Here is a 26027-nt window from a genome sequence, read left to right as displayed (position 1 = left end):
GTCATCATGATCCGCAGCCCGAACACGGAAGTTAAGTTCGCGCGCCGATGGTAATGAGGGGCTTCCCCTTGTGAGAGCAGGACGTTGCCGGGCAAACAGGACATCCATATCAATGGGTGTCTTTTTTAGTTTTTTAAAAAAAGTATTGAAAAGAAATCAATGTAAGCGAGGAGAATCAGTATGTTTTTTTACATATTGCTCTCGGCATATATTACATGTAAAATCGATTTTACGACCCATTATAATTGCTACAAGATTTAAGGGAGAAGGGAGTGGGCGCCATGCTTGAAAATGGATTCATGATGTTGGCTATTATTTTAGTTATAAATATTGTTTACGTATCTTTTTTCACGATTCGCATGATCCTGACTTTAAAAGGTTACCGCTATTTGGCCGCCGGTATTAGTGTTATTGAAATACTCGTGTATGTGGTGGGCTTAGGTTTGGTGCTTGATAACTTAAACAAAGTTCAAAATTTACTTGCCTATGCTGCAGGATATGGGATCGGGATTATTGTTGGATCAAAAATTGAAGAAAAGCTTGCGCTCGGATACATAACCGTTAATGTGATTACAAAAGAATATGATCGAGATTTGCCCAAACTACTCCGTGAGCAAGGCTACGGCGTGACGAGTTGGGCGGCGCAGGGTCTTGAAGGAGACAGAATGGCGATTCAAGTACTGACGCCAAGGAAATATGAATTAAAATTGTATCAGCAAATTAAGGAGTTAGATCCCAAAGCATTCATTATTGCCTATGAGCCGAAGGCCATTCATGGGGGATTTTGGGTGAAAACGGTCAAGAGAGGAAAGCTGGAGAAATGACCAAACAAAAGAAGAAGTTTTTTGTGGAGGAACATGAAACGATTGATGACTGCCTGGCCCGAATGGAACGGGAAGGATATAGGCCGGTGCGTCGGCTGGAAAAGCCGGTCTTTATGGAGGGGAAAGGTAATGGCGATTCTGAATATAGGCCCGTTTTGCAGAAAATTATTTTTGAGGGAGAGAAGATGTCCTGAATCCGAACATTATACAAAAAAGTTTAATTATTGTTCGATTATTGTTTGACATCCATTCGTCCGATTGTTAAGATGAATATGTAAAAAGCCTCGTATATCATGGGAATAAGGCCCATAAGTTTCTACCCAATTACCGTAAATAATTGGACTATGAGGAAAGTGGAATTTGGGAAGCATTTGAGATGCTTTTTTCAAATGCATAAGGTACTCCCGGATCAACTGCTTTCTATTCCAGAAAAGTAGTGATCCGGTTTTTTTATTCCGCTTTAACTGGCAATAAGACCTTAACTTCAAGAATGTTAGATCATAGGAGAATGGCAAGCGGGGGAACAACTGCCAGTAAAAGCCCGATTGGTTCAACCAACAATCAGTAGGAATGGAAGAATGTCCCCGCTAATTGAAGTTTCACTTTTATTTTATAAAATAGACGGAGGGTTTGATTGAATGAAAGCCGAAGTCGGAATTATTATGGGCAGTACATCCGATTGGGAAACGATGAAGCACGCCTGCGATATTTTGGATGAATTGGAAATACCGTATGAAAAAAAAGTCGTTTCTGCACATCGGACACCTGATTTGATGTTTGAGTATGCAGAAACCGCGAAGAAGCGCGGCTTGAAGGTCATTATTGCCGGAGCGGGCGGTGCGGCTCATTTACCGGGGATGGTGGCGGCCAAGACGGTGCTTCCGGTCATTGGTGTACCGGTAGAATCGAAGGCGTTAAAAGGGATGGACTCTTTGTTATCCATCGTTCAAATGCCGGGTGGTGTACCAGTAGCAACCGTTGCCATAGGAAAAGCTGGAGCAACGAATGCAGGGTTATTGGCAGCCCAAATACTTGGAACTATGAATGATGATATTTATGAAAAATTGGTAAATAGAAGGAATGTATTAAAAGAAAAAGTAATGGAAAGCAGTGATGAGCTTGTTTAGGGGTTTCATTGAACCGGGAAAAACCATCGGCATTATCGGCGGAGGACAACTTGGCCGGATGATGGCTATGTCGGCTAAAGCGGCGGGATACCGTATTGCCGTTGTAGAGCCGACGAAAGATTCACCTACAGGACAAGTAGCTGATGACGAAATTGTGGCATCATATGATGACCGACAAGCTCTGGAAAAGTTGGCCGCCATCAGTGATGTTATTACGTATGAATTTGAAAACGTCGACTATGAAGCGCTGAAATGGCTTACTGAGAAGACTTATGTTCCCCAGGGAGCAGAGATCATCAAAGTGACGCAAGACCGGATTCTGGAAAAGCGAGCATTGACAGAGGCAGGGGTGGATGTCGCTCCCTTTGCCGTGATCGAAACGGAAGAAGATTTGAATAAGGAGCTCCGAACGATCGGCTTTCCTTCTGTTTTAAAGACGTCACGCGGAGGCTATGACGGAAAAGGACAGTATGTACTCCGAAAAAAAGAAGATATTGCCTCTGCAGCTGAGTTGTTGAAAAGTGGTCCGTGTGTGCTGGAATCATGGATTCCGTTTGACAAAGAAATATCCATGATTATTACCAAAAGTACAACCGGAGAGCTTGAATGTTTTCCGATAGGAGAAAATGTTCATGTAAACAACATTTTGCATGAAACGATTGTTCCTGCAAGAATTTCCGAAGCAGTAGAAGAACAGGCGGTCCTACTTGCCGAAAAAATTGCTGGGCATCTTGATCTTGTCGGGACGCTGGCAATTGAGATGTTTTTAACGAAAGATGGGGCGTTATACGTAAATGAATTGGCGCCACGTCCACACAATTCCGGCCATTATACGATTGAAGCATGCAATATTTCACAGTTTGCCCAGCATATTCGGGCTGTTTGCGGGTGGCCATTATTAAAGCCAAGGCTTTTGGAACAGGCTGTCATGATCAATATTCTCGGGCAGCATGTGGAAGGCGTGGTCAAGCAGATTCCCAAGCAGCCTCATTGGAATGTTCATTTATACGGAAAAGCAGAAGCAAAAGTGAACCGGAAAATGGGTCATATTACCGTGCTTTCCGATGATTTGGACGATACATTGGCAGCATTTGAGAACAGTGGCATATGGAAAAAATGATGTAAGGAAAAGTGAGGTACTTCAAATTATGATTGAACGTTACACAAGGCCTGAAATGGGAGCGGTATGGAAAGAGGAGAACCGCTACAATGCTTGGCTGGAAGTGGAAATACTTGCTTGTGAAGCATGGGCAGAACTTGGGGAGATTCCCAGGGAAGACGTGAAAAAAATTCGGGAAAAGGCTTCTTTTGATGTTGCCCGAATCAAAGAGATTGAGAAAGAAACAAGGCATGATGTCGTTGCTTTTACAAGGGCCGTGTCGGAAACATTAGGGGAAGAACGGAAATGGATTCACTACGGTTTAACATCAACGGATGTTGTGGACACAGCTCTTTCTTATTTGTTAAAACAGGCGAATAGTCTTATTGTAAAAGACTTGGAAAATATGATTTCCATTATCAAGGAAAAAGCGATTGAACATAAAGATACTGTTATGATGGGACGGACACACGGAGTTCATGCCGAGCCGACAACGTTCGGATTAAAGCTCGCATTATGGTATGAGGAAATGAAGCGGAATCTGGAACGATTTCAAGCGGCAGCAAAAGGAGTCGAGTTTGGCAAAATTTCTGGAGCTGTCGGCACCTACGCCAACATTGATCCATTTGTCGAGCAGTATGTTTGTGAAAAACTTGGTCTTCAGCCGGCGCCGATTTCTACGCAAACGTTGCAGCGTGACAGGCACGCCCATTACATGAGTGTCCTTGCTTTAATCGCCACGTCGATTGAAAAGTTTGCCATTGAAATCCGCGGTTTGCAAAAAAGCGAGACACGGGAAGTGGAAGAATTTTTCGCAAAGGGACAAAAAGGATCTTCCGCTATGCCGCATAAACGGAATCCGATCGCTTCCGAGAATATGACGGGAATGGCAAGGGTCATTCGCGGTTACATGATGACTGCGTATGAAAATGTCCCGCTTTGGCATGAAAGGGATATTTCCCACTCTTCTGCGGAACGAATCATTTTGCCAGATGCGACGATTGCCTTGAACTACATGTTAAACCGCTTCGGCAATGTTGTGAAAAATTTGACGGTTTACCCGGAAAATATGAAAAGGAACATGAAGAAAACACTCGGCTTAATTTTTTCACAGCAAGTGTTGCTTGCGCTAATTGAAAAGGGTCTTTCCCGTGAAGAAGCGTACGATACAGTTCAGCCAAAAGCGATGGAAGCCTGGGAAAAACAAGTTTCTTTTAAAAAGTTGATTGCCGAAGATGAGAAAGTGCAAAAGCTGCTTGGACCTGAGGAAATAGACGCTTGCTTTGATCCCCAATATCATTTAAAGCATGTTGATGCCATTTTTGAAAAACTTGGCTTGCGCCAGTGAAAGGAGAAATGAAAGATGTATAAAGTGAAGATATTCGTAACGTTGAGGGAAAGTGTTATTGACCCTGCAGGGGACGCTGCCATGAAAGAACTAAAAAGATCGGAATTTCCAGAAGTGGAAAGCTTACGCATTGGCAAATATATAGAAGTGACAATGGCTAAAACGGATAAAAACGTAGAAGAAGCTGTACAAGATATGTGCCGCAACTTGCTGGTCAACACGGAAGTGGAAGACTACCGGTTTGAAATCGAGGAGGTTGTTGCAGAGTGAAAATAGCCATTGTCGTTTTTCCGGGCACGACCTGTGAAACAGACACATTCGAAGCAGCTGGACAAGTTTCGGGTGTCAAGGCAACTTACGTATCTCACGATGAGACGGACCTTGATTCATTCGACGCCATTCTTCTTCCGGGAGGAGCGGCGTATGGAGACGCCATTCGTCCGGGAGCCATTGCCAAAAGACAGCCTGTCATGGGGGCAGTGAAGAAAGCGGCTGAAGCCGGAAAGCCAGTTGTCGGCATTGGGAACGGTTTTCAAATTTTGCTTGAAGCAGGTCTTCTTCCCGGCACGGTATTGCAAAACGAAACCTTGAAATTTGTTTGCAAGCAGATGGAATTATTCGTTCAAAATAGTGATACATGTTTTACTTCTTTATATGAGGACGGAGAAAAAATCAAAATGCCCATTGCCCATAAAGTGGGCAGGTACTTTTGTGATGAAGCTATCTATAAACAATTAAAGGAAAATAATCAAATTATCTTCACTTATACATCTGAAAATCCGAATGGCAGCATTGGGGGCATAGCCGGAATTACAAACGAACGTCGTAATGTCCTTGGCTTGATGCCGCATCCGGAACGAGCGATCGATACGCTTTTGGGAAGCACGGATGGCGTCAAATTGTTTCAATCTATTGAAAGAAACTGGAGGGAGTCACATGCCGCAAACGCTTGAACCTAGTCCGCAACAAATCAAGGAAGAAAAAATATACCGAAAAATGGGATTGACAGATGAAGAGTTTGAGCGGGCGGAGAAAATGCTCGGGAGAACCCCGAATTATACGGAAACCGGACTTTTTTCCGTCATGTGGTCCGAACATTGCAGCTATAAAAGTTCCAAACCAGTTTTAAAAAGATTCCCGACGGAAGGCAAGCAAGTCCTTCAGGGGCCGGGTGAAGGCGCCGGAATCGTCGATATTGGCGATAACCAAGCGGTTGTATTTAAAATTGAAAGCCACAATTCTCCTTCTGCGATTGAACCGTACGAGGGTGCTGCAACAGGTGTGGGAGGCATTGTGCGTGACGTCTTCTCCATGGGAGCACGCCCGATTGCGGCGATGAATTCCTTGCGCTTTGGCGAATTGAGTTCTTCAAGGGTTCGCTATTTGCTTGAACAGGCTGTTGCCGGAATTGCTGATTACGGCAACACGCTCGGAGTTCCAACTGTCGGCGGTGAAATTCAGTTTGACCCGTCCTACGAGAGCAACCCGCTCGTCAATGCGATGGTTGTAGGTTTGTTGAATCACGAAGACATGCAAAAAGGCCAAGCCAAAGGCGTGGGCAACACGGTCATGTATGTTGGTTCCAAAACAGGACGCGACGGTATTCACGGAGCGACATTCTCCTCTTCGGAATTGTCGGAGGCGGAAGATGAAGAGCGGGCCGCGGTCCAAGCCGGCGATCCGTTTACCGAGAAACTGCTCATGGATGCCTGTTTGGAGCTCATTCATTCGGATGCGTTGATCGGTATTCAGGATATGGGGGCGGCCGGACTGACTAGTTCCTCTGCCGAAATGGCAAGTAAAGCAGGATATGGTGTTGAAATGGACTTGGATCTTGTTCCACAGCGGGAAGAGAATATGACACCTTATGAAATGATGTTGTCAGAGTCCCAGGAGCGGATGTTGATCGTTATTAAAAATGGCCGTGAGCAGGAGATTATTGATTTATTTGCAAAATATGACCTTGAAGCTGTGTCCATTGGACATGTTACTGATGATAAAATGCTTCGTCTTTTCCATAAAGGAGCAGTTGTGGCTGAAGTTCCTGCCGATGCTTTGGCGGAAGATGCGCCCGTGTATCATAAAAAGGCCGAGGAACCAGCTTATTATCGTGAATTCCAGTCAATGGAGCAGGATGTTATTCACATAACAGATTATCAGGAAACGTTGCTCAAACTTTTGGAACAACCAACAATTGCGAGCAAGCAGTGGGTGTATGAACAATTTGACCATCAAGTCGGATTAAATACAGTTGTAACGCCAGGATCTGATGCGGCAGTCGTTAGAATTCCGGGTAAGAATAAAGCCATTGCCATTTCAACGGACTGTAATTCCCGATACATTTATTTGGACCCGGAAACTGGCGGGAAAATTGCAGTTGCCGAGGCGGCGCGCAACGTCGTTTGCTCGGGTGCGGAACCGCTCGCCATTACCGATGGTTTGAACTTCGGGAGCCCGGATAAACCGGAAATTTTTTGGCAAATAGAAAAGTCTGCAGAAGGAATCAGTGCCGCTTGCCGCGCCTTGAACAGTCCAGTTATTAGTGGAAACGTCTCCCTGTACAATGAGAAAGGCGGAAAAGCGATTTACCCGACACCCATCATCGGTATGGTCGGCTTGATCTCTGATCTTAATCATGTTACGACACAATCTTTCAAAGCAAAAGGCGACTTAGTCTACATGATTGGGGAAACAAAGCAGGAATTTGGAGGAAGCGAGCTGCAAAAAATGGTTCGCGGCGACATTTCCGGAAAAGCGCCTGAGATTGACTTAGATAAAGAAGTGAGAAGACAGAAACAATTACTTGAAGCCATCAGGAGCGGACTTGTATCATCTGCTCATGACATCTCTGAAGGCGGAGCGGCTGTTGCACTAGCAGAATGTTTATTTGAAACGGATGGACTTGGTGCAGAAATCACATTACCAGGTGATGAAACAACCGTTTTATTTTCGGAAACACAGTCACGTTTTATCGTGTCGGTGAAAAAAGAAAATCAAGCAGCGTTCGAACAAGCAGTTGAAGATGCGCAATTCATTGGTGAAGTTACCGGCAATGAAGAACTTGTCATTCAAAATGAGAACAAAGAACTTTTAATCAAAATCAACAGCAAATCGTTGGAAGAAGCATGGAAAAAAGCAATTCCGCGTTTGCTGAATAAAGTTTAAATGAGGAATGCGGCGTGTTTGGAATATGGGGACATCCCGATGCGACAAGAATGACATATTATGGATTGCACAGTTTGCAGCATAGAGGGCAAGAAGGAGTCGGCATCGTAACTACAGATGGGGAACGCCTGCAAGGCATCAAGGGAGAAGGACTTCTGAACGAAGTGTTCGACGAGAAAAAACTTGATAGCCTGAAGGGCATCGGAGCTATTGGCCATGTTCGCTATGGAGGAAAAAAGGGGATTGAAAATATTCAGCCCCTTCTATTCCACTCATCTAGCGGAAGCCTTGCGCTTGCACAAAATGGAAACTTAATCAATGCCAATGATTTAAAACATCAATTGGAAATGCAGGGAAGTATTTTTCAAACGAATACAGACACGGAAGTTTTGGCTCATCTTATAAAACGAAGCGGCTATTTGGCGCAGGAAGATAAGGTGAAAAATGCCCTTTCGATGGTAAAAGGCGCGTATTCTTTTATGATGTTAACGGAAAAGGAATTAATTATTGCCCAGGATCCGAATGGCCTCCGTCCCCTTTCGATCGGAAAAGTCGGTGATGCCTATTGCGTTGCGGCTGAAACCTGCGCCTATGATTTAATCGGAGCAGAGTATATCCGTGATGTCGAACCTGGCGAGCTCATTATTATTGATCGCGATGGGATTCATGAAGAGCGCTTTTCCTTGTCTGCCACCCATGCGATGTGTACGATGGAATACGTCTATTTTTCCCGGCCGGACAGTGATATTGGCGGAATCAATATCCATACGGCAAGAAAGAATTTGGGGAAACAGCTGGCTCTTGAAGTGAATGTCCAAGGGGATGTTGTAACGGGAGTGCCGGATTCCAGCATTTCGGCAGCGATCGGCTTTGCGGAAACGGCCGGTATTCCTTATGAACTGGGTCTGATCAAAAACCGGTATGTTGGAAGGACATTTATTAAGCCGACTCAGGAACTTCGCGAGCAGGGTGTCAAAATGAAGCTTTCCCCCGTTCGGAAAGTTGTTGAAGGCAAGCGGGTGATTATGGTGGACGACTCGATCGTTCGGGGAACGACGAGCAAGCGGATCGTCAGAATGTTAAAACAAGCAGGAGCAAAAGAAGTCCATGTTTGCATTAGCTCGCCGCCGATGACAAACCCTTGTTTTTACGGGATTGACGTATCCACACACGAAGAGCTCATTGCAGCGAACCATTCAATGGAAGAGATCCGCGAAATCATCGAAGCCGACTCACTGACTTTTTTAAGTGTGGAAGGTATGCTGAAAGCAATTGGCAGAAGCGAAAATATGGGGAAAAATTGCGGTCAGTGTATGGCCTGCTTTACTGGAGAATATCCAACGGAAATTTATCCGGACACACCATTGCCATATGAAAAAGAGATGAAATAAAGTGAAACTTCAATCAGTAGGCGTTTTCTTCCCTCTCCTACTGAATGTTAGTTGAACGAATCGGGCATGTAGGTGCCGTTTTCTCCCACTTAGATCTTTTGTATCAACTCAGGTCTTGAAGTGGTGTATATGGCATCTTAAAAATAGGCATCGGGGACTTGCGGGCGGCTGTTTTTAAAATGTGTAATAGGAGGCAATAACGATGGCTGACGCCTATCGAAAAGCGGGAGTTAACATTGAAGCCGGATATGAGGCTGTAGAAAAAATTAAGAAACATGTAAAGCGGACAGAAAGGCTTGGTGTGATGGGACAGTTAGGCGGTTTTGGCGGTGCTTTCGATTTATCGCAATTACATTTGAAAGAGCCTGTTCTTGTTTCAGGAACAGATGGTGTTGGAACGAAGCTGAAGCTTGCCTTTATGATGGATCGCCACGATACGATCGGTATTGACTGCGTGGCCATGTGTGTAAATGATGTCGTTGTCCAAGGTGCTGAGCCGCTTTATTTTCTTGATTATATTGCATGTGGAAAAGCGGTGCCCGATAAGATTGAACAAATCGTAAAAGGCATTGCAGATGGCTGCGAATTAGCAGGTTGTGCGTTGATTGGCGGAGAAACCGCGGAAATGCCCGGTTTATACAAAGAGAATGAGTATGACTTAGCCGGCTTTACCGTGGGCGCTTGTGAAAAATCGGCGTTGATAACTGGAGAGCGGATTGGAGAAGGGGATGTACTCATTGGCTTGGCGTCAAGCGGCATCCATAGTAACGGCTATTCTTTAGTGAGAAAAATATTTTTCGAAGATCAATCCTTTACGGTGGATGACCAATTGCCTGAATTGGACGGAACCCTTGGGGCTGAGCTGTTAAAACCGACAAAAATTTATGTAAAGCAAGTTGTTGCGGCTCTTCAGCAGTTTGAAATAAAAGGAATGGCCCACATTACCGGTGGGGGCTTTATCGAAAATATCCCGAGAATGCTTCCAAAAGGGATGGGGGCAGAAATGAACATCGGCTCTTGGCCCATCCTGCCCATTTTCCATGCGCTTGAAAAATATGGAAAGCTCACGAAAGAAGAAATGTTTAACATTTTCAATATGGGGATCGGATTTGTTTTGGCAGTTCATGAAGACGATGCGGAAAGTGCGGTTCATTTTTTGAGCGAGCAAGGGGAAAAAGCCTACATTATTGGCAAAGTTGTCAAAGGAGAAGGCGTCCAGTTTCAAGATGCGGAGGCGTCATCGTGAAAAATATAGCCGTTTTTGCTTCTGGAAACGGAAGCAACTTCCAAGCAATTGTTGATGCGATTGAAGCGGGAATCCTTCATGTGAACGTAAGTCTGCTTGTTTGCGACAAGCCGGGAGCATTTGTGATAGAAAGGGCGGAGAAGGCGGGTGTTCCCGTTTATTCGTTTGCTCCGAAAGAGTTTTCATCCAAAACGGCATTTGAACAGGCAATCCATGAGCAACTGGAAAATTATGGTGTTGATTACATCGTTTTGGCTGGCTATATGCGCTTAATTGGCCCATTTTTACTTGAAAAATATCCTGGAAGAATCATAAATATTCATCCATCGCTGCTGCCGGCATTTCCGGGAAAAGACGCGATCGGCCAAGCCGTCTCGGCAGGGGTGAAAGTAACAGGAGTAACGATTCACTTTGTCGATGAAGGGATGGATACAGGCCCGATTATTGCCCAGCGCGCCATCGAAATTGCTGATGGAGAAACGGAGCAAGAAGTGGCGGAAAAAATCCATGCGGTCGAACATGTATTTTATCCCGAAACGCTTGAAAAGCTGTTAAATTAAATTTTTGGAAGGTGCTGTAAACATGAAAAGAGCGCTGATCAGTGTCTCGGATAAGACAGGTATTGTTGAATTTGCAAAGCAATTGGTGGACCTCGGGTATGAAATTTTATCAACTGGCGGGACAAAACGCATTTTGGAAGAAAACGGATTGCCCGTAACCGGTGTTGATGAAGTAACAGGTTTTCCGGAGATTTTGGAAGGCAGGGTAAAAACACTCCACCCATTCATTCACGGAGGATTGCTTGCCAAAGGGAATGATCCTTCTCATACGAAGCAGTTGGAGGAACAGGGCATCCAAAGAATTGAGCTTGTCTGCGTAAACTTATATCCGTTCCAAAAAACGATTGAAAAGCCAAGCGTAACGCCGGAAGAAGCAATCGAAAATATTGATATCGGTGGACCTGCAATGTTAAGGGCATCTGCCAAAAATCATGAAAGTGTTACAGTCATTGTTGACAGTGCGGATTATGATGAGGTTATTTCTGCCCTTCGTGACAGCGGAGAAGTTCCACTTGAAACGAAAAGAAGGTTGGCGGCGAAGGTGTTCCGTCATACGGCTTCTTACGATGCGTTGATCGCCGGGTACATGACTGAGCTTGCCGAAGAAGAGCAGCCGGAACGGGTGACGTTTACATACGAACTGAAACAGCCACTCCGATACGGTGAGAATCCTCATCAAAAAGCAGCTTTCTATGCCCGGCCGCTTGGTTCCAAGTTCTCTATCGCTCATGCAAAGCAGCTTCATGGCAAGGAGCTTTCTTATAATAACATTCATGATGCCGATGCGGCGCTGCAAATTGTGAAAGAATTTGAAGAGCCTGCCGCTGTTGCAGTCAAGCATATGAATCCATGCGGAGTCGGAATAGGTGAAAGTGCCGCTGCTGCTTTTGCAAAAGCATACGAAGCGGATCCAACATCGATTTTCGGAGGAATTATTGCTTTCAATCGTGAAGTGGATGCGGACACAGCCAATAAGCTGAGAGAAATTTTCCTTGAAATTATTATTGCGCCATCATTCACAGAAGAGGCACTGGACATTTTAACCGCCAAGAAAAACATTCGGCTTTTGACGATTGATTTCCATGCGGAAAAAGTGAGAGAAAAGATGTTAACGTCGATTGAAGGCGGGCTGCTTGTTCAAGACCAGGATGAACATACGCTGGCAGAAGCTGAAGTCACGGTGCCTACAACACGAAAGCCGACGGATGATGAGATGACTGCGTTGAAGCTGGCTTGGAAAGTGGTCAAGCACGTAAAATCAAATGCGATTGTCGTTGCTGACCAATCAATGACACTCGGAGTTGGCGCAGGACAAATGAACCGTGTGGGTGCTGCCAAAATTGCGCTTGAACAGGCGGGAGAGAGGGCAAATGGAGCTGTTCTTGCTTCAGATGCATTTTTCCCAATGAGTGATACAGTGGAAGAAGCAGCGCGCGCCGGCATTAAAGCGATTATTCAACCGGGCGGGTCTATTCGGGATGAAGATTCCATTCAAATGGCCGACAAACACGGAATCGCCATGGTCTTTACAGGTGTACGCCATTTTAAACACTAATAACGATATTGGATGGTGAAGTGTAATGAAGGTTTTAGTGATTGGAAGCGGAGGCCGGGAACACGCCATTTGTAAAAAAATGAAAGAAAGCAAACAAGTAACTGCGGTTTTTTGTGCCCCGGGAAATGCGGGGATTTCCGAAGATGCCACGATCGTACCGATTAAAGAAACAAAGTTTGCCGATTTAATTGATTTTGCCAAAAAGGAAGAGATTGATTTAACGGTTGTAGGTCCCGAGGTTCCGTTAAACGCCGGCATTGTCGATGAATTCGAGGCGGCGGGATTGAAGATTTTCGGCCCGCGGAAAAATGCCGCTATCATCGAAGGCAGTAAATCATTTGCTAAAGATTTAATGAAAAAATATCAAATCCCAACAGCCGCTTATGAAACATTCCACTCTTATGAAGAAGCGAAGGCTTATATTGACAAACAGGGCGCCCCGATTGTGATTAAAGCAGATGGTTTGGCAGCCGGAAAAGGTGTCGTCGTAGCAATGACAGACGAAGAAGCTGACACGGCACTGAAAGAAATGCTGTTGGACGAAAAATTCGGTGAATCATCCGCAAGTGTTGTCATTGAGGAATTTTTAGAAGGCGAAGAATTTTCCCTCATGGCTTTCGTAATAGGAGAAAACGTCTTTCCGATGGTCATCGCCCAAGACCATAAACGAGCTTTTGACGGCGACAAGGGGCCGAATACGGGAGGAATGGGTGCCTACACCCCTGTTCCTCACATTCCGGATATCGAAGTCGAGCGGGCAGTTGCTGAAATTGTGATCCCGACCGCCAAAGCCATGGTACAAGAAGGAAGACCCTTTACCGGGATTTTATATGCCGGACTGATCTTAACAAAAGAAGGGCCGAAAACGATCGAATTTAATGCCCGTTTTGGCGACCCTGAAACCCAAGTTGTCCTGGAGCGCCTGGACAGCGACTTGGCAGAACTCATTCAAGATTTGCTCGCCGGAAAAGAACCAGTCATCAAATGGTCTGCCGACGCCGTGATCGGAGTAGTCGTCGCATCCAACGGCTATCCAGGAGACTATGAAAAAGGACTGCCTATCCCGGATTTAAACGTTCTCGATCCGGCCATTCAAGTGTTCCACGCCGGAACTGCAGCCGGAAGCGAGCCTGGGACGTACGTATCAAATGGTGGCCGGCTATTATTGGCCGCTGCTAAAGGAGCCAATATTCCAGAAGCCTATGCCAACGTGTATAAAGAAATGAAAAAGCTGGATAGCGATCATTTCTTTTACAGAAGCGATATCGGGCATAAGGCACTGTAAATAAAGGATGAAAAAGATGATCTCTGTTTTTAGATGAGGTCATCTTTTTTATTCCTTTGTACTTTTTCTATTTTCCTGACTTGGGAAGCTTATACGCTATGAGTTCCGGAAAGGGGGAGTATTTTCTTTCGAAGATCGAGACGAGGAGCTTTCGCTCTTAAGAATTTTTTTCCTCATTTATGCGGAATTGTAATCGTTTAATTCCGCAAATTTCAGGTACAAATAGGATGACAATGATGTTAACATATTCTGAAATAACAGAAATAACTGAAAATAACGGAAGCGTTTTTATTGGAAAGTTGACTGAAAGAAAGAGATGTGGATCATCGTTTGTATTTGCAGATCTGGCCAGCACTAAAATAAGCACATTTTTTTGTAGCCCCAAAAGCTGGTTTTGGCGATGAAAATTGAGCTTGATTGACGGTGCGAAGCACTTCTTCATCAGCTCGGAGCAAGTGGCGCAAAACCAGCATTATGTTGAAGAACTTTGATGCTGTGGCGGCTTAGTGATGACAGTTTTGAAAAGTACTCTCATATTCGATTTGAAAGGAGAACATGGGTATGAAGGAGAAACTTGAGAGTTTGTCTGTTTCAGAGTTGCTTTACCGGGCCTATCAATTGGAGCCGGAAAAGGAAGTATTGTTTGACGGTTATAGCAGAATGACTTATGGAGAACTCATGGATCAATCTTGTTTATTGGCGGCTTCCCTTCAAAAAATGGGCATCAGTAAAGGAGATAGAATTGCAGTCTGCTTGCCCAATTGGAATGAGTTTGTTGTGATTTATTTTGCCGCTGCCCATATTGGAGCGGTTATTGTTCCTTTTAATACGAGGTACCGCATGTATGAAGTCCAATATAATATAAGAAATTCAGGAGCGAAGCTGGCGTTTTTTACAAATGAATTTGACGGTGTAAACCACATGGAACAGTTCCTGGAAGCAAAGGAAAATGTCACTTCCCTGAAACAACTGATTACTGTTCGGTACAAGGCCGATCAACTGGAAAGCTATGAGCAAATAATAAAAGGAGAAGAAGTATGCACCTCTTTTAATCGGACTGCCGTCAATCCGAAAAAAGATGTGTTTACGATTTTATTTACATCGGGTTCAACCGGCTCCCCGAAAGGGGCCATGCTTACTCATGCCAATGTTGTGATGACCGCCATAAAAACAGCGGAACAAATGGATTGTACAGCAGAGGACGTCTTTTTCGTGTCTGTCCCGGTTTTTCATGTATTCGGCATGGTACCAAGCATCCTATCCGCAGTTTCGGTAGGCGCCCGCATGGTACTGCTGGATGAATACAAACCGGAAAAAGCTTTGTCATTGACGGAATCCGAAAAAATTACGGTCAAACACGGTGTACCAACGATGTTCATCTTAGAATTAAATCATAAAAACTTTCACCAATACGATCTATCTTCTCTAAGAACGGGAATTATCGCTGCTGCGCCGTGTCCGGTTGAAATTGTTAAACGGATTCGTCAGGAAATGGGCTGTGAGATTATGGTCGCGTATGGATTAAGTGAAACTTCACCGACATTGACGATGACAAGCTTTTCCGACAGTGATGTCGTACGGGCGGAAACCGTTGGAAAGGCACTTCCAGGGGCAGAAGTGAAGATTGTAGATAACAATCGCAATGAGGTAATGAATGGTGAAGTAGGGGAAATCGCTTGCCGGAGCTTTGGCGTTATGAAAGGTTATTGCAACATGCCGGAACACACAAAAGCAGTCTTGGATGAAGACGGCTGGTTTTATACTGGCGATCTTGGCACAATCGATATTGAAGGAAACCTCCGAATTGTCGGAAGGAAAAAAGAAATGGTTGTAAGGGGCGGCTATAATATTTATCCGAGAGAAATCGAAGAAGTCTTTTACCAACATCCTGACGTAATGGAAGCAGCCGTAGTGGGCCTTCCTGATACAGTGCTGGGAGAAATTTCGTGTGCATGCATTACATTAAAGCCGCACAGCCAAATGGATGAAAAGGATCTTTTCCAGTTTATCAGAGAGAGAATCGCTGATTACAAAGTGCCGGATAAAATGATTATTTTAGATGAATTTCCGATGACCGCGAGCGGTAAGATCAAAAAAATTTCTTTGCGGGAAGAATTAATTGAAAACCTTGAAGGAGAGTTAAGATGAGGTCCTCAGAGAAAGAGATGGACGTTCTATTTTAGGTTTTTCAAACGGAGGAGGTTCAAGAGAAGGGATGGAAGAACGAGTGAAAAATCAAACTGGTGTAAAAAGAAAAGGGAAGCCGGTTGCGTTGAAAAGGGACATTCAATAAATGTGATTTAGGAGAGCGTTCCAATTTTCATTACACGATCTTGGTACCTCTTTCTTATCGAATTAGCCAATCTCTTCGGACATTTCTGATTTTCCGTTTTGTCGAGAAGCTTCTACAATGCATCCGATGATGGAAAAATAAATGTAGAGGAAGAGCAAATAAGTATTCCGTTTTCAGTTTCTTTGCTTTTCCTTTTGTGGAATCTTTAGACGTTAAAAATGAAATGTATTGACATCGAAACACAACTTCCTTATTATTATGTTTAATAGACGTTATGAATAAAAAGATAATAAAGGAAGAAGGGAGGTCATGATGTGCTCAATCAGGCGCAATCATTCCGGCCTTATTGTTCTTTCTGCGATTCGGAAGACGTTAGCCGAATCTCTTCGTTTGGTACAGCGCAGCTTGTCTCACAATACTACTGCAATCATTGCAAGAGTGTGTTTGAATGTATCAGATGGCAACAAGAAGAAAAAATGTAAGCGTTTCAAGTTTATATAGAAAAATCACATTTTTGAAAGTGCAGGAAAACACCTTGAAATATGCAAGGGAAATCATATAAAGTGCATCTATGCGGTTGCCAATATGAAGCTGTCCATTAGAATGGATGTCCAACGTGGCTATCCGGTTATGAAGGCGGGCTACAAAACTTGTTGTTCCGCTCCGAAAATATTCATGGAGGGTTGAATGCCTTTTGGAAAATGGGAATCCGGATTGGTAAAGAGGCTGTCCCGCAAATGGCTGCCGGCTTTTTATAAACAGCGGTAGTCTTTTTAAAAAAATTTTCCAAATGATATAATAAAGGAGGGAAAATATGAGAATAAGATGGTGAAAATATGAAGCCCAGAGGATTGATGTTCACGCTTTTTGGAGAGTATATCCAGCATTATGGAGGAGAAATATGGATTGGAAGCCTAATACGGCTCATGTCCCATTTTGGATTGTCAGAATCTTCTTGCCGCGGCGCCACTTTGAGGATGGTGCAGCAAGGCTTTATACAGGCCAGAAAAATTGGCAATAAAAGCTATTATTCTTTGACAGAGAAAGGGAAAAGAACGGTTTTTGATGGAGTATCAAGGGTTTATTCCGCGCCGAATACGAAATGGGACGGCAAATGGCGGATTTTTACATATTCCATTCCGGAAGAAATGCGGGAATTAAGAAATCAACTGCGCAAGGATTTAAGTTGGCTTGGCTTTGGGGCTATTTCCAATGGTGTATGGGCCACCCCTAACCCCATCGAAAAGCAAGTAATGGAAATGGTTCAGGAACATCATTTAAACGACTACAGTATTCTGTTTACTTCCAGTTCGTTTGTTTCCCATGATGATCAAGATATCATTCATAAAGGCTGGGACTTGGATCAAATTGAAGAAAAACATGCCGACTTCATTGCACGTTATAAAAATAAATTTGAGCGGCTTAAAGAAGATGCCTGGAACAGTAAATTAACGGATAATCAGTGTTTTATCGATAGAACGGAGCTTGTCCACGAATATAGGAAATTTTTATTTTTCGACCCCAACTTTCCAGCGGACTTCTTACCGCGTGATTGGATCGGATTTCGGGCAAGAGAGCTATTTTTTAATATCCACCAGTTGTTGGCTATTCCGGCCATCCGGTATTTTGAGTCTGTTTTTGAGCAGGCGCCAGACACCAAGGCCGCGTATAACCGGGATCGGGCGATCAATCCATTCATGAATATCGTATAAGCCAGCATCTTTCAATGAAAGGAGCAAGCCATGAAAACCGATTTTGAAACGATCATATTTAAAGTGAGTGAAGGAGTTGCCCATTTGACGCTCAATCGTCCTCCGTTACATGTTTTAAATATTGGAAATGATGGAGGAAATATGCGATGCATTTAACGATCCGGGAAGAAAAGGATTTGCATGCACTCGTTATACGGGCAGAAGGAAAAGCTTTTTCGGTTGGTGCTTCGGTGGAAGACCATATGGGGGAAAAGGCAGAGCCGATGTTTCATGTTTTTCATAAAATGTTTCACTTGCTGGTTGAAATTCCCTGCCCGACGATTGCGGTTGTTGAAGGAGCTACTTTGGGAGGGGGATGTGAATTGGCTACTTTTTGCGATATGGTGTATGCAACGGAAAAAGCAACATTTGGCCAGCCGGAAATTCATTTAGGGCTTTTCCCGCCAGTCTCCATTGTCGCATTTCCATGGATCACCGGATTGAACAGAACGATGGAGTTGCTTTTAACAGGTGAAACGATCGATGTTCAAAAGGCTTATGAATGGGGGTTCGTCAATCGTATCGTTCCTTCGGAACAACTGGAGGAAACGCTTCAGGAGCTGCTGAATCACTTGAAAAATAAGAGCGCCCTGGCGCTTTCGCTTACTCGAAAGGCTGTCAGGGAAGCGATGGCGGTCAACTTTGCGTCTGCCATTGGCAAGATCGAACAGATTTATTTCCGTGAATTAATTCCATCTAAAGATGCCCAGGAAGGCCTCCGATCTTTTGTTGAAAAAAGGAAGCCGGTCTGGACGAATGCATAGGGGGCATGCAACTTGCAAATACGGGCAATAGAAGAGAAGATTTACCGGATTGCCGTGCCCATTCCTTTTCCGATGAAATACGTATATTGCTACCTTTTTCAGGAAGAAGACGGATGGAGCATCGTCGATACGGGGTTTAACTATCCAGAGGCCACCGAAGTGTGGAAAAAGGTGTTCTCCGAACTGTCCATAAAACCTTCTTCTCTGCAAGCGATATATGTAACACATTATCACCCGGACCATTCGGGTTTGGCGGGGTGGATGCAGAAATGGTCGGGCGCACCGGTGTATATCAGTGTAACAGACGGCGAGACATTTGATTTGGCTTTCAGTGATAAAAAAGTAATGGCCGCCCGATTTGGTGAAATATGTAAAGAAAATGGAGTGCCTGAAGAGCTGATGTTTGATATTCAAGATAAGTTCGAAAAAATGGGAGAACATGTTCGGCCTTTCCCAGAGTTTACATTTTTTGAAAAGGATGAAATCATATTGGGAGGTGACCGATGGCAAGTGATTCATACACCTGGCCATAGTGATGGCATGTTCTGTTTTTACCAACAGGAAAAACAATTGCTTCTGGCAGCAGATCATATATTGGCAAAGATCACGCCCAATATTGGTCTTTGGCCCTATGGAAGGGAAAATCCGCTTCAAGATTATTTGCAATCTTTAGAAGAAATCAGTTCCTTGGATGTCAGATGCGCCCTCCCTGGCCATGGGGATCTTATTTTAGATTTGCCTAAGCGAATTAACGAGATTCATTTGCACCATGAGCAACGATTAAATGAAATGTACAACCTGGTGATAGGGGGAAAGACCGCTTTTGAAGTTTCCAGAGAAGTATTTAAAGAAAGGCAATTGAACTCACATCAATGGAGATTTGCAATCGCAGAGACGCTGGCGCACTTGGAGTATCTTTATTTTTCCGGAAAAATAACAAAATCCGCGGGAAGTAATACTACTGTATATACTGCGGGCTCTTATGTTAACGGGGCTGGGACATAAGCAAATAAGAAATAGCAAAAACCGAACAATTCATTTAAAATTGTTCGGTTTGTTTGTGTGAAAAAAATCCCTATTATCGCTACGTCAACATATTTCGCTTTCCTGCGGGATCTTCAGCTCGAGCTATTCCCGCAGGAGTCTACATATTTTGACTACGCTAAAAGCTTGCGAATTATACACTAGGACAATTTATCCCGCATGTAAGGTGCCGTAAGACTCCCACTTCAACATCTTGAGTGAATACAAAAGGTTTAAGTGGGAGAAAACGGCACCTAAATGCCCAATTCGCTCAAGCTAACATTCAGTAGGAGATGGAAGAAAACGCCTACTGAATGAAGTTTCACGTTATTGTTCGTTTTTTAATCGACTGATTTAGTTGTGTCCCAGACTCGTTTTTTTGTATTCAAGGAAAATGCTTAGAAGTAGAAGCTTAACCCTCGCCTTATTCTGAATTGATACCTTTTTTAAAATGTTCTTGACATTCCTATAAATGTTCATTAATATTATGTTTAATAAACGACATATAAATAAACGTAATAGGAAGGTGGAGGAAATGGAAAATGCAGAGCTCTTAAAAGAGAAGGTTCGCAAGGGGTTTATGGTTGAAGGCTTGGAGGATATGAACGGGGAATATCTCCGAGCATTGAAGCAAACGCTCGTCATTGTTGGGGACACGGAATTATTGAGTGTTCCTCCACTGCTGACGGTATACAACCAGGCACCGACCCTCAATAACAAGATAACCGCTCTTGCCATCATGCAAGATGAAATCGGCCATGCACATATCGCTTTTCGCCTGCTGAAAGATTTGGGAGAAGATACAGACGAATTATTGTACAGCAGAGAACCCCACCGGTGGAAAAACCCGTATGCATTTGATTTTAAACTAGACAACTGGATTGAACTTGGCGTATTTAACGCGCTGTTCGACCGGGCCGGCTATACATTACTCGGTGATGCCGGCAAGCATACATCATACGGTCCATGGAAGCGGGCACTCGTAAAAGTTGATAAAGAAGAATTGTTCCACCTCCGAAATGGCGAAATCATTATGAAAACAGCAATGAAAGATCCAAAGCTACGGGAAGAAGTGCAAAAAGCAGTTGATTGGATGTTTTTGATGGCGCTTGAATTTTTTGGTGTGGAAGACAACTTGAAAAGCCGTTCCCATCAGCTCGAATATAAATTAAAGGGAAAAACGAATGACGAACTTCGCCAACAGTGGCTTTCAACGGCTGTTCCATTCTGCGAATCCATCGGCGTGAAAGTACCGGCTCATTATGATGAGGAACAAAACAAATATGTCCTTGATGTTCCTTTCCCATGCAAGTTCGACGTAAAAAACAAACAGTGGCTCTTTGACCAGCCGGATACATGGGAGAACGTCATTAAACGATTTAAAAGCCGCGGGCCGCAAAACAAACAATTTGTTGAAAGAATACAGCGCGGTGCGAAAGAGATGGAAAGACTAAGAAAAGAGGTGGTATAAATGAAAGCGGTTGCTGGGGGTGTTCGAAAATATTGGGATGCCTTGAAAGAAGTAAATGATCCGGAATTTCCAATCAGTGTTGTCGATATGGGATTAATTTACAACATTGAAAAAAACGGCGCTGCCCTCTATGTTACGATGACGTTCACCGCGGTTTCCTGTGCATGCATGGATTGGATAAAGGAAGACATTGAGAACCGTCTTCTCAAGGAGCCGGAAGTAAAAGAAGTCCATATCGAAGTCGTTTGGAGCCCGCCATGGACTGTTGAGATGATGAGTCTGAAAGGCCGTGACAAGATGAGGTACTGGGGGGTCAGTTCAAAATGACTGAACAGTCAAGAAAGAAAGCTACCTTTGATATTTTCACAAGAATTAAGCGGGGGGACGACTTAATCCATATTGGAACAGTAGAGGCGGAAACGGCAGATTTGGCAAAAGTATATGCCGCCTATACCTACGATGAAGAGGATTGGACCGAGATGTGTGTCGTTGAAAGAAACCAGCTTCAATGGGTCAAAAAAGCGAAAGGATTATTTGCCAGGAAAGGGGCGTAAAGAAATGGGGGAACAGAAACAAAGTGCGGAGGAATTTATTCAGCTTCTTGAAGCGATCGCGGACAATAAATATGTACTGGGTGATCGTTTGGTGGAAGTGGGGGTAAGCGGTCCGAACCTGGAGGCGACGCTGGCTGCCATTGCAATGGCACAAGGGGAGCTTGGCCACGCCCGTCTATTGTACAATTGGATATTTGACTTAAAAGGATTAAAAGGAAAAAAGCCCAGTATTGAGAATCAGACCGGCAAAGCATTTCATGAAGTCATTAAGGTTCAAAATTGGATCTCATTGATTGCGGCGCTTTATACGGTCAGCACGGCAGTGGATATCGTATTAAAAGCCATTTTGGAAACTGGGAATGAAAAAGTCATTTCCCGCATTCAAAAACTTGTCAATGAACAAAAAGAACACATTATTTATTCCAAGCAATGGGCACAGCAGCTTTTAAACGATGAAGGTCTGATTCCTGTCAAATTTAAGGATGCCATAAACATTGTACTGCCCGAGGTGAAACAGTGGCTGCAAAGTGTGGAGGAGAAAACGGAGATTGCCGCCAAAGGCTATATCGTAAAAAGCTCTTCACTGTACAAAAAATTTGAACAGGAGCTGAACAGCTTGCCTTTGCGAAGCCCTGTAGCTGTAAATTGACAAGCAAAAGAAATAAGCACCATTTTAAAAATGTAAAATATAGGAGGAACGAATATGAGTACACAAGTAGAAGCAAAGAAGAAGAATATCACGGTTGTCAAAGACAACGGAGTTGCGGAAATCCATATCCACGTGAACAAATCAAACTCTTACAGTCTTGCATTCTATCAGGAATTGAATGCGGCCATTGACGATATCCGTTTTGATCATGATATCAAGGTGGCCATCCTCATGAGTGATATGCCAAACTTTTTTTCGGCCGGGGCAGATATCCATTTTCTAAAATCTGCAGACCCGCACTTTAAAACACAATTTTGCCTGTTCTGTAACGAAACCTTGGACAAAATGGCGCGCTCTCCGCAAGTTTACATTGCCTGTCTGGAGGGGCATACCGTGGGCGGCGGCTTGGAAATGGCGCTCGGATGCGATCTGCGCTTTATGGGGGATCAGGCGGGAAAAATCGGTCTGCCGGAAGTGTCGCTGGGCGTATTGGCCGGAACGGGTGGTACGCAGCGCTTGGCCCGCCTTGTCGGTTATTCCCGGGCCCTTGACTTGAATATTACGGGGGATACACTGACACCCCAGGAAGCATTGGATATCGGACTTGTAAACCGCGTATTTCCGCAAGAAGAAGTCAGGGAGAGAACCTTGGAATATGCACGGAAAATTGTAGAAAGCGCCACCTACGCGGTTTCTAATATTAAGCTTTCCATTATGAATGGAAAGGAAATGCCATTAAACGCGGCCATCCGTTATGAAGGCGAACTGCAAAACTTATTGTTCCGCTCGGAAGATGCCCATGAAGGGTTAAAAGCCTTTTTAGATAAGAGGACGCCAGACTGGAAAGGAAAGTAAGTTTTTATATAAAGTCGTGACTGTTCAACAAGTTACCCAAGAGAATATTTCTCAATGTCCTTTTGGGTAACTTCTTTTATTGAGTATTGGCAACTAGATGTTCACATAATTCACTCGTATGAAAAATAAGTGATAGGGTGATGAGTGAAAATGGAACTAAATGGAATACGGCCGGTTTATAACGCGTGTAGTCGTTTGATTGATGTAAGTGTATTGTCCGGCTTTGAAAAGAAAACAGCCGTTTATTATGAGGACGGGAACATTACGTATAAAACACTCCAGACCCTCGTGAATCAGACCGCCAATATGTTAAAAGCATTAGGATTGGAAATGGAAGATCGGGTACTCATTATTTGCCATGATTCCCCGGAGTTTATCTATTCCTTTTTTGGAGCCGTCAGGATAGGGGCTGTTCCGGTCCCCGTCAATACGATGATGCAGGCTGGCGACTATGAGTATTATTTAAATAATAGCAGAGCCAAAGCTTTGATCGTGCATCATGATATTTGGAAAAAGATAAAGCATATAAGAAAACGCTTTATTTATGTAAGGGAGATTTTGATCATCAGTGACATCGCCACAGATATCCATGAAGGTGCCCTGAATTTTAATCTGCAAATATCGGAGCAACCAGTTGAATGCCAGCCTTCGTTGACGTGCTATGATGATGCGGCTTTTTGGCTTTATACCTCTGGCACTACCGGTGATCCAAAAGGTGTCATCCATCTGCATCATGATATGGAAGTGTCCACTAGCCATTATGCAAAAAAAGTATTGAAAATGACGGAAGCCGACCGCTGTCTGTCAGCTTCCAAACTTTTCTTTGCCTATGGAATGGGCGGGGGGATGTTTTTTCCGTTGGGAATGAAGGCGTCAACCATTTTGGTCAAGGAAAAAACAACACCCAAAACGATGTTTCAAACCATTGAAAAATATAAACCGACTATCTTCTTCGGGGTGCCGACGCTGTTTGGCGCGATGATAGAGCATGTGGATCAGAGCGGAGAATGTCCTGATCTTTCCTCTTTGAGAATTTGCATATCGGCGGGCGAATCCCTCCCGTCATCGTTCAGTAAAAAATGGAACCATCTATTTGGAGTAGACATTTTGGACGGTATTGGTTCGACGGAAGCGCTCCATATTTTTATCTCAAATCGTATCGATGATATGAAAGAAGGGAGCAGCGGAAAAGTTGTACCCGGCTATGAAGCAAAGATCGTCAATGAACAAGGAGTGGAACTGCCGCCAAACGAAGTCGGCGACTTGATCATAAGCGGTGACAGTATTGCACAGGGCTACTGGAATTTGCATGAGCAAACCAAACATAAATTTATGGGAAAATGGTTTCATACCGGAGATAAATATTACAGGGATAAAGAAGGTTATTATTGGTATTGTGGCCGTGCTGACGATATGTTAAAAGTCGGAGGAATCTGGGTGTCTCCGATAGAAATTGAAAACTGCCTTTTGGATCACAAGGCGGTGTTGGAAACGGCGGTTATAGGGGAAACGAATGATCAAAATCTCATCGTTCCCAAAGCATTTATTGTATTAAAAGAGAACTTCACTCCATCGGAACAATTGAAAAAAGATATTCAACAGTTTGTAAGAAAAAATCTGGCACGATATAAATACCCGCGTATTATTCATTTTATTGATGAATTGCCCAAGACGGCAACTGGTAAAATTCAGCGCTTTAAATTGAAAGAGCTCCTTCATTCATAACACTAATGAGAAGATATCGGTGGAGATTGCTGAAGGCGTAAAAAGGATGGTTTTATCGTTAAAATACAGAATAATGAAACAATATTTGGTGTGTCAATTATTGATGCAGATCCAGTTGGGATGTTTACAGTGATTGATGGCCATACTGCCGGCTGCTCATATGAGAAATTGAATGCAGTGGCGGCTTCGGGTGTCAGTGCATGTCATGAGGCTATAACGTCAAAGGAGGACTTCGACAGACTGCGGCTCGGACTGTGGACGACACTGCGGAATAGTTCCCTGCGGCCGGATCTAGAGGAAATCATCAAACTAATTACGGAAAGCAATGCGAATACAAATCGTTTATTAATGACGACCGATGGGCCTCACCCCTCCTTTATTGAAAAAGAGGGGTTTATGGATGGACTTGTCAAAAAGGCTGTCGAACTTGGAGTCTCTCCTATTCAGGCAATTCAGATGGCGACGTTAGACCCTGCTTCATACTTGCGGTTGGACGACTATATCGGCGGAATTGCGCCAGGCCGGCAGGCGGATATTTTAATACTTCCGAATCTTGTGGATTTTCGGCCAAATATCGTGATTTCCAAAGGGAAAGTGGTTGCCCGAGCCGGTAAATTGATAGCTCCTTTGCCGGAAATAGACTGGAATCAATATGTCGTGAGAACACCTTTTGGATTTAAAAAGAGTTTTCTGGAGGATTTGCATCTTTATCAGTATCCCCACAGCGATCCCGAAAGTCCGGTGCCTGTCGTTCACTTTAAAAGCAATGTCATCACTGCGAGAAAAGATATGCGGCTTCCTTCGGTAAATGGTTACATTGATCTAACGATTGAAAAAGGACTATTATATCCAGCCCTTATTGAGCGAAATCAGCAATGGGTCACGAAAGGGATTTTGGAGCGTTTTGCTGTGGATTTGGATGGTCTGGCTTCCACCTATAATACGACGACAGAATTGCTGGTGATCGGAAGAGATTTGAAAGCAATGGCAAAAGCAAGCGGCATCCAAGGTCTACGAAATGGGAGGAGGGATTGCCATCGCCAATAAAGATAAGATCGTACTCGCAATTCCTTTGTCGTTTACCGGGATGATGACGACCGGTCCATCTTTTGATACTGCCTTAAAACAGCATGATCGCCTTTAGGAGATGATGCGGGAAGGACGATTTCCATTTCACGATATTTTGTACACATTGCTGTTTTTGACATGTGATTTTCTGCCGGGGTTGCGCCTTATCCATATGGATTGTATGAAGTAAAGACGGATGAAATTCTGTTGCTGTCAACAGAACCGGCCCGTTTTTATGTGTAATAATCTTTTGCTGACTGCTTTGATTTCTAAT

General features: G+C 43.9%; 25 protein-coding genes, 1 pseudogene and 1 riboswitch. All 26 genes and pseudogenes read left to right on the top strand.

Annotated elements, in window-relative coordinates; translation table 11 throughout:
- Nucleotides 1-281 precede the first annotated feature (281 nt).
- Nucleotides 282-824 carry a DUF2179 domain-containing protein gene (locus JOC94_RS19395; protein ID WP_077110070.1) on the top strand — a complete coding sequence of 181 codons (543 nt, stop codon included), beginning with the start codon at nt 282-284 and terminating at the stop codon, nt 822-824.
- The gene (locus JOC94_RS19390) at nt 821-1018 is read left to right on the top strand and encodes an NETI motif-containing protein (RefSeq protein ID WP_077110013.1); all 198 of its coding nucleotides are present in this window, start codon (nt 821-823) and stop codon (nt 1016-1018) included. Before JOC94_RS19395 ends, JOC94_RS19390 begins: the two co-directional genes overlap by 4 nt.
- A gap of 70 nt (nt 1019-1088) precedes the next feature.
- Nucleotides 1089-1189, top strand: a riboswitch (purine riboswitch).
- A 273-nt stretch (nt 1190-1462) separates the two neighbouring features.
- Entirely contained in the window at nt 1463-1951 is a 489-nt protein-coding gene (purE, locus tag JOC94_RS19385; RefSeq protein ID WP_077110014.1) for a 5-(carboxyamino)imidazole ribonucleotide mutase, read from the top strand.
- Nucleotides 1938-3071 carry a 5-(carboxyamino)imidazole ribonucleotide synthase gene (gene purK, locus JOC94_RS19380; RefSeq protein WP_077110015.1) on the top strand — a complete coding sequence of 378 codons (1134 nt, stop codon included), beginning with the start codon at nt 1938-1940 and terminating at the stop codon, nt 3069-3071. The genes purE and purK overlap by 14 nt, the downstream gene beginning before the upstream one ends.
- Before the next feature lie 28 nt (nt 3072-3099).
- A complete protein-coding gene (purB, locus tag JOC94_RS19375) occupies nt 3100-4398 on the top strand; it encodes an adenylosuccinate lyase (RefSeq protein ID WP_077110071.1) in 1299 nt (432 codons plus the stop codon).
- Between the two features lie 15 nt (nt 4399-4413).
- Nucleotides 4414-4668, top strand: coding sequence for a phosphoribosylformylglycinamidine synthase subunit PurS (purS, locus tag JOC94_RS19370; RefSeq protein ID WP_077110016.1), 255 nt, complete (start codon nt 4414-4416; stop codon nt 4666-4668).
- Nucleotides 4665-5351 carry a phosphoribosylformylglycinamidine synthase subunit PurQ gene (purQ, locus tag JOC94_RS19365; protein ID WP_077110017.1) on the top strand — a complete coding sequence of 229 codons (687 nt, stop codon included), beginning with the start codon at nt 4665-4667 and terminating at the stop codon, nt 5349-5351. Before purS ends, purQ begins: the two co-directional genes overlap by 4 nt.
- Nucleotides 5335-7563 carry a phosphoribosylformylglycinamidine synthase subunit PurL gene (purL, locus tag JOC94_RS19360; RefSeq protein WP_077110018.1) on the top strand — a complete coding sequence of 743 codons (2229 nt, stop codon included), beginning with the start codon at nt 5335-5337 and terminating at the stop codon, nt 7561-7563. The genes purQ and purL overlap by 17 nt, the downstream gene beginning before the upstream one ends.
- Nucleotides 7564-7577: 14 nt before the next feature.
- Nucleotides 7578-8954: an amidophosphoribosyltransferase gene (purF, locus tag JOC94_RS19355; RefSeq protein WP_077110019.1), complete on the top strand. Its 1377-nt coding sequence runs from the start codon at nt 7578-7580 to the stop codon at nt 8952-8954.
- A gap of 202 nt (nt 8955-9156) precedes the next feature.
- A complete protein-coding gene (gene purM / locus JOC94_RS19350) occupies nt 9157-10200 on the top strand; it encodes a phosphoribosylformylglycinamidine cyclo-ligase (RefSeq protein WP_077110020.1) in 1044 nt (347 codons plus the stop codon).
- Nucleotides 10197-10760 (top strand): phosphoribosylglycinamide formyltransferase, encoded by a 564-nt coding sequence (gene purN, locus JOC94_RS19345; protein WP_077110021.1) that lies wholly within the window; start codon nt 10197-10199, stop codon nt 10758-10760. The genes purM and purN overlap by 4 nt, the downstream gene beginning before the upstream one ends.
- Nucleotides 10761-10782: 22 nt before the next feature.
- Nucleotides 10783-12315 (top strand): bifunctional phosphoribosylaminoimidazolecarboxamide formyltransferase/IMP cyclohydrolase, encoded by a 1533-nt coding sequence (gene purH / locus JOC94_RS19340; RefSeq protein ID WP_077110022.1) that lies wholly within the window; start codon nt 10783-10785, stop codon nt 12313-12315.
- A 25-nt stretch (nt 12316-12340) separates the two neighbouring features.
- Nucleotides 12341-13600: a phosphoribosylamine--glycine ligase gene (gene purD, locus JOC94_RS19335; RefSeq protein WP_077110023.1), complete on the top strand. Its 1260-nt coding sequence runs from the start codon at nt 12341-12343 to the stop codon at nt 13598-13600.
- A gap of 561 nt (nt 13601-14161) precedes the next feature.
- Nucleotides 14162-15748 carry a class I adenylate-forming enzyme family protein gene (locus tag JOC94_RS19330; protein ID WP_077110025.1) on the top strand — a complete coding sequence of 529 codons (1587 nt, stop codon included), beginning with the start codon at nt 14162-14164 and terminating at the stop codon, nt 15746-15748.
- A 459-nt stretch (nt 15749-16207) separates the two neighbouring features.
- A complete protein-coding gene (locus tag JOC94_RS23665; RefSeq protein ID WP_445190428.1) occupies nt 16208-16375 on the top strand; it encodes a PaaD-like zinc ribbon domain-containing protein in 168 nt (55 codons plus the stop codon).
- A 354-nt stretch (nt 16376-16729) separates the two neighbouring features.
- On the top strand, nt 16730-17605 hold the full coding sequence (locus tag JOC94_RS19325) for a PaaX family transcriptional regulator (protein WP_077110026.1): 876 nt from the start codon (nt 16730-16732) through the stop codon (nt 17603-17605).
- Between the two features lie 30 nt (nt 17606-17635).
- Nucleotides 17636-17761: a hypothetical protein gene (locus JOC94_RS23255; RefSeq protein ID WP_268921011.1), complete on the top strand. Its 126-nt coding sequence runs from the start codon at nt 17636-17638 to the stop codon at nt 17759-17761.
- The gene (locus tag JOC94_RS19320) at nt 17752-18408 is read left to right on the top strand and encodes an enoyl-CoA hydratase/isomerase family protein (protein WP_236017159.1); all 657 of its coding nucleotides are present in this window, start codon (nt 17752-17754) and stop codon (nt 18406-18408) included. The genes JOC94_RS23255 and JOC94_RS19320 overlap by 10 nt, the downstream gene beginning before the upstream one ends.
- Nucleotides 18409-18420: 12 nt before the next feature.
- Nucleotides 18421-19413 (top strand): MBL fold metallo-hydrolase, encoded by a 993-nt coding sequence (locus JOC94_RS19315; protein ID WP_077110027.1) that lies wholly within the window; start codon nt 18421-18423, stop codon nt 19411-19413.
- A gap of 553 nt (nt 19414-19966) precedes the next feature.
- Nucleotides 19967-20902: a Phenylacetic acid catabolic protein gene (locus JOC94_RS19310; protein WP_077110028.1), complete on the top strand. Its 936-nt coding sequence runs from the start codon at nt 19967-19969 to the stop codon at nt 20900-20902.
- Complete coding sequence (locus tag JOC94_RS19305) at nt 20903-21229, top strand: metal-sulfur cluster assembly factor (protein ID WP_077110029.1); 327 nt, start codon at nt 20903-20905, stop codon at nt 21227-21229.
- Nucleotides 21226-21456 (top strand): hypothetical protein, encoded by a 231-nt coding sequence (locus JOC94_RS19300; RefSeq protein ID WP_077110030.1) that lies wholly within the window; start codon nt 21226-21228, stop codon nt 21454-21456. Before JOC94_RS19305 ends, JOC94_RS19300 begins: the two co-directional genes overlap by 4 nt.
- A 4-nt stretch (nt 21457-21460) precedes the next feature.
- Nucleotides 21461-22105 carry a Phenylacetic acid catabolic protein gene (locus tag JOC94_RS19295; RefSeq protein ID WP_077110031.1) on the top strand — a complete coding sequence of 215 codons (645 nt, stop codon included), beginning with the start codon at nt 21461-21463 and terminating at the stop codon, nt 22103-22105.
- 54 nt (nt 22106-22159) lie between these two features.
- Nucleotides 22160-22960 (top strand): enoyl-CoA hydratase/isomerase family protein, encoded by an 801-nt coding sequence (locus JOC94_RS19290; protein WP_077110032.1) that lies wholly within the window; start codon nt 22160-22162, stop codon nt 22958-22960.
- Between the two features lie 150 nt (nt 22961-23110).
- Complete coding sequence (locus JOC94_RS19285) at nt 23111-24685, top strand: benzoate-CoA ligase family protein (protein ID WP_077110033.1); 1575 nt, start codon at nt 23111-23113, stop codon at nt 24683-24685.
- 129 nt (nt 24686-24814) lie between these two features.
- Nucleotides 24815-25996 (top strand): annotated as a pseudogene (locus tag JOC94_RS19280) (adenine deaminase C-terminal domain-containing protein); the annotation flags it as partial.
- Nucleotides 25997-26027: the final 31 nt, after the last annotated feature.

It is taken from the genome of Siminovitchia thermophila, assembly GCF_016909185.1.
In the GTDB taxonomy this organism is placed as follows: Bacteria; Bacillota; Bacilli; order Bacillales; family Bacillaceae_C; genus Siminovitchia; species Siminovitchia thermophila.
Note: the sequence above shows the minus strand (reverse complement) of the source record. Positions and strands in the feature narration are given on the sequence as shown.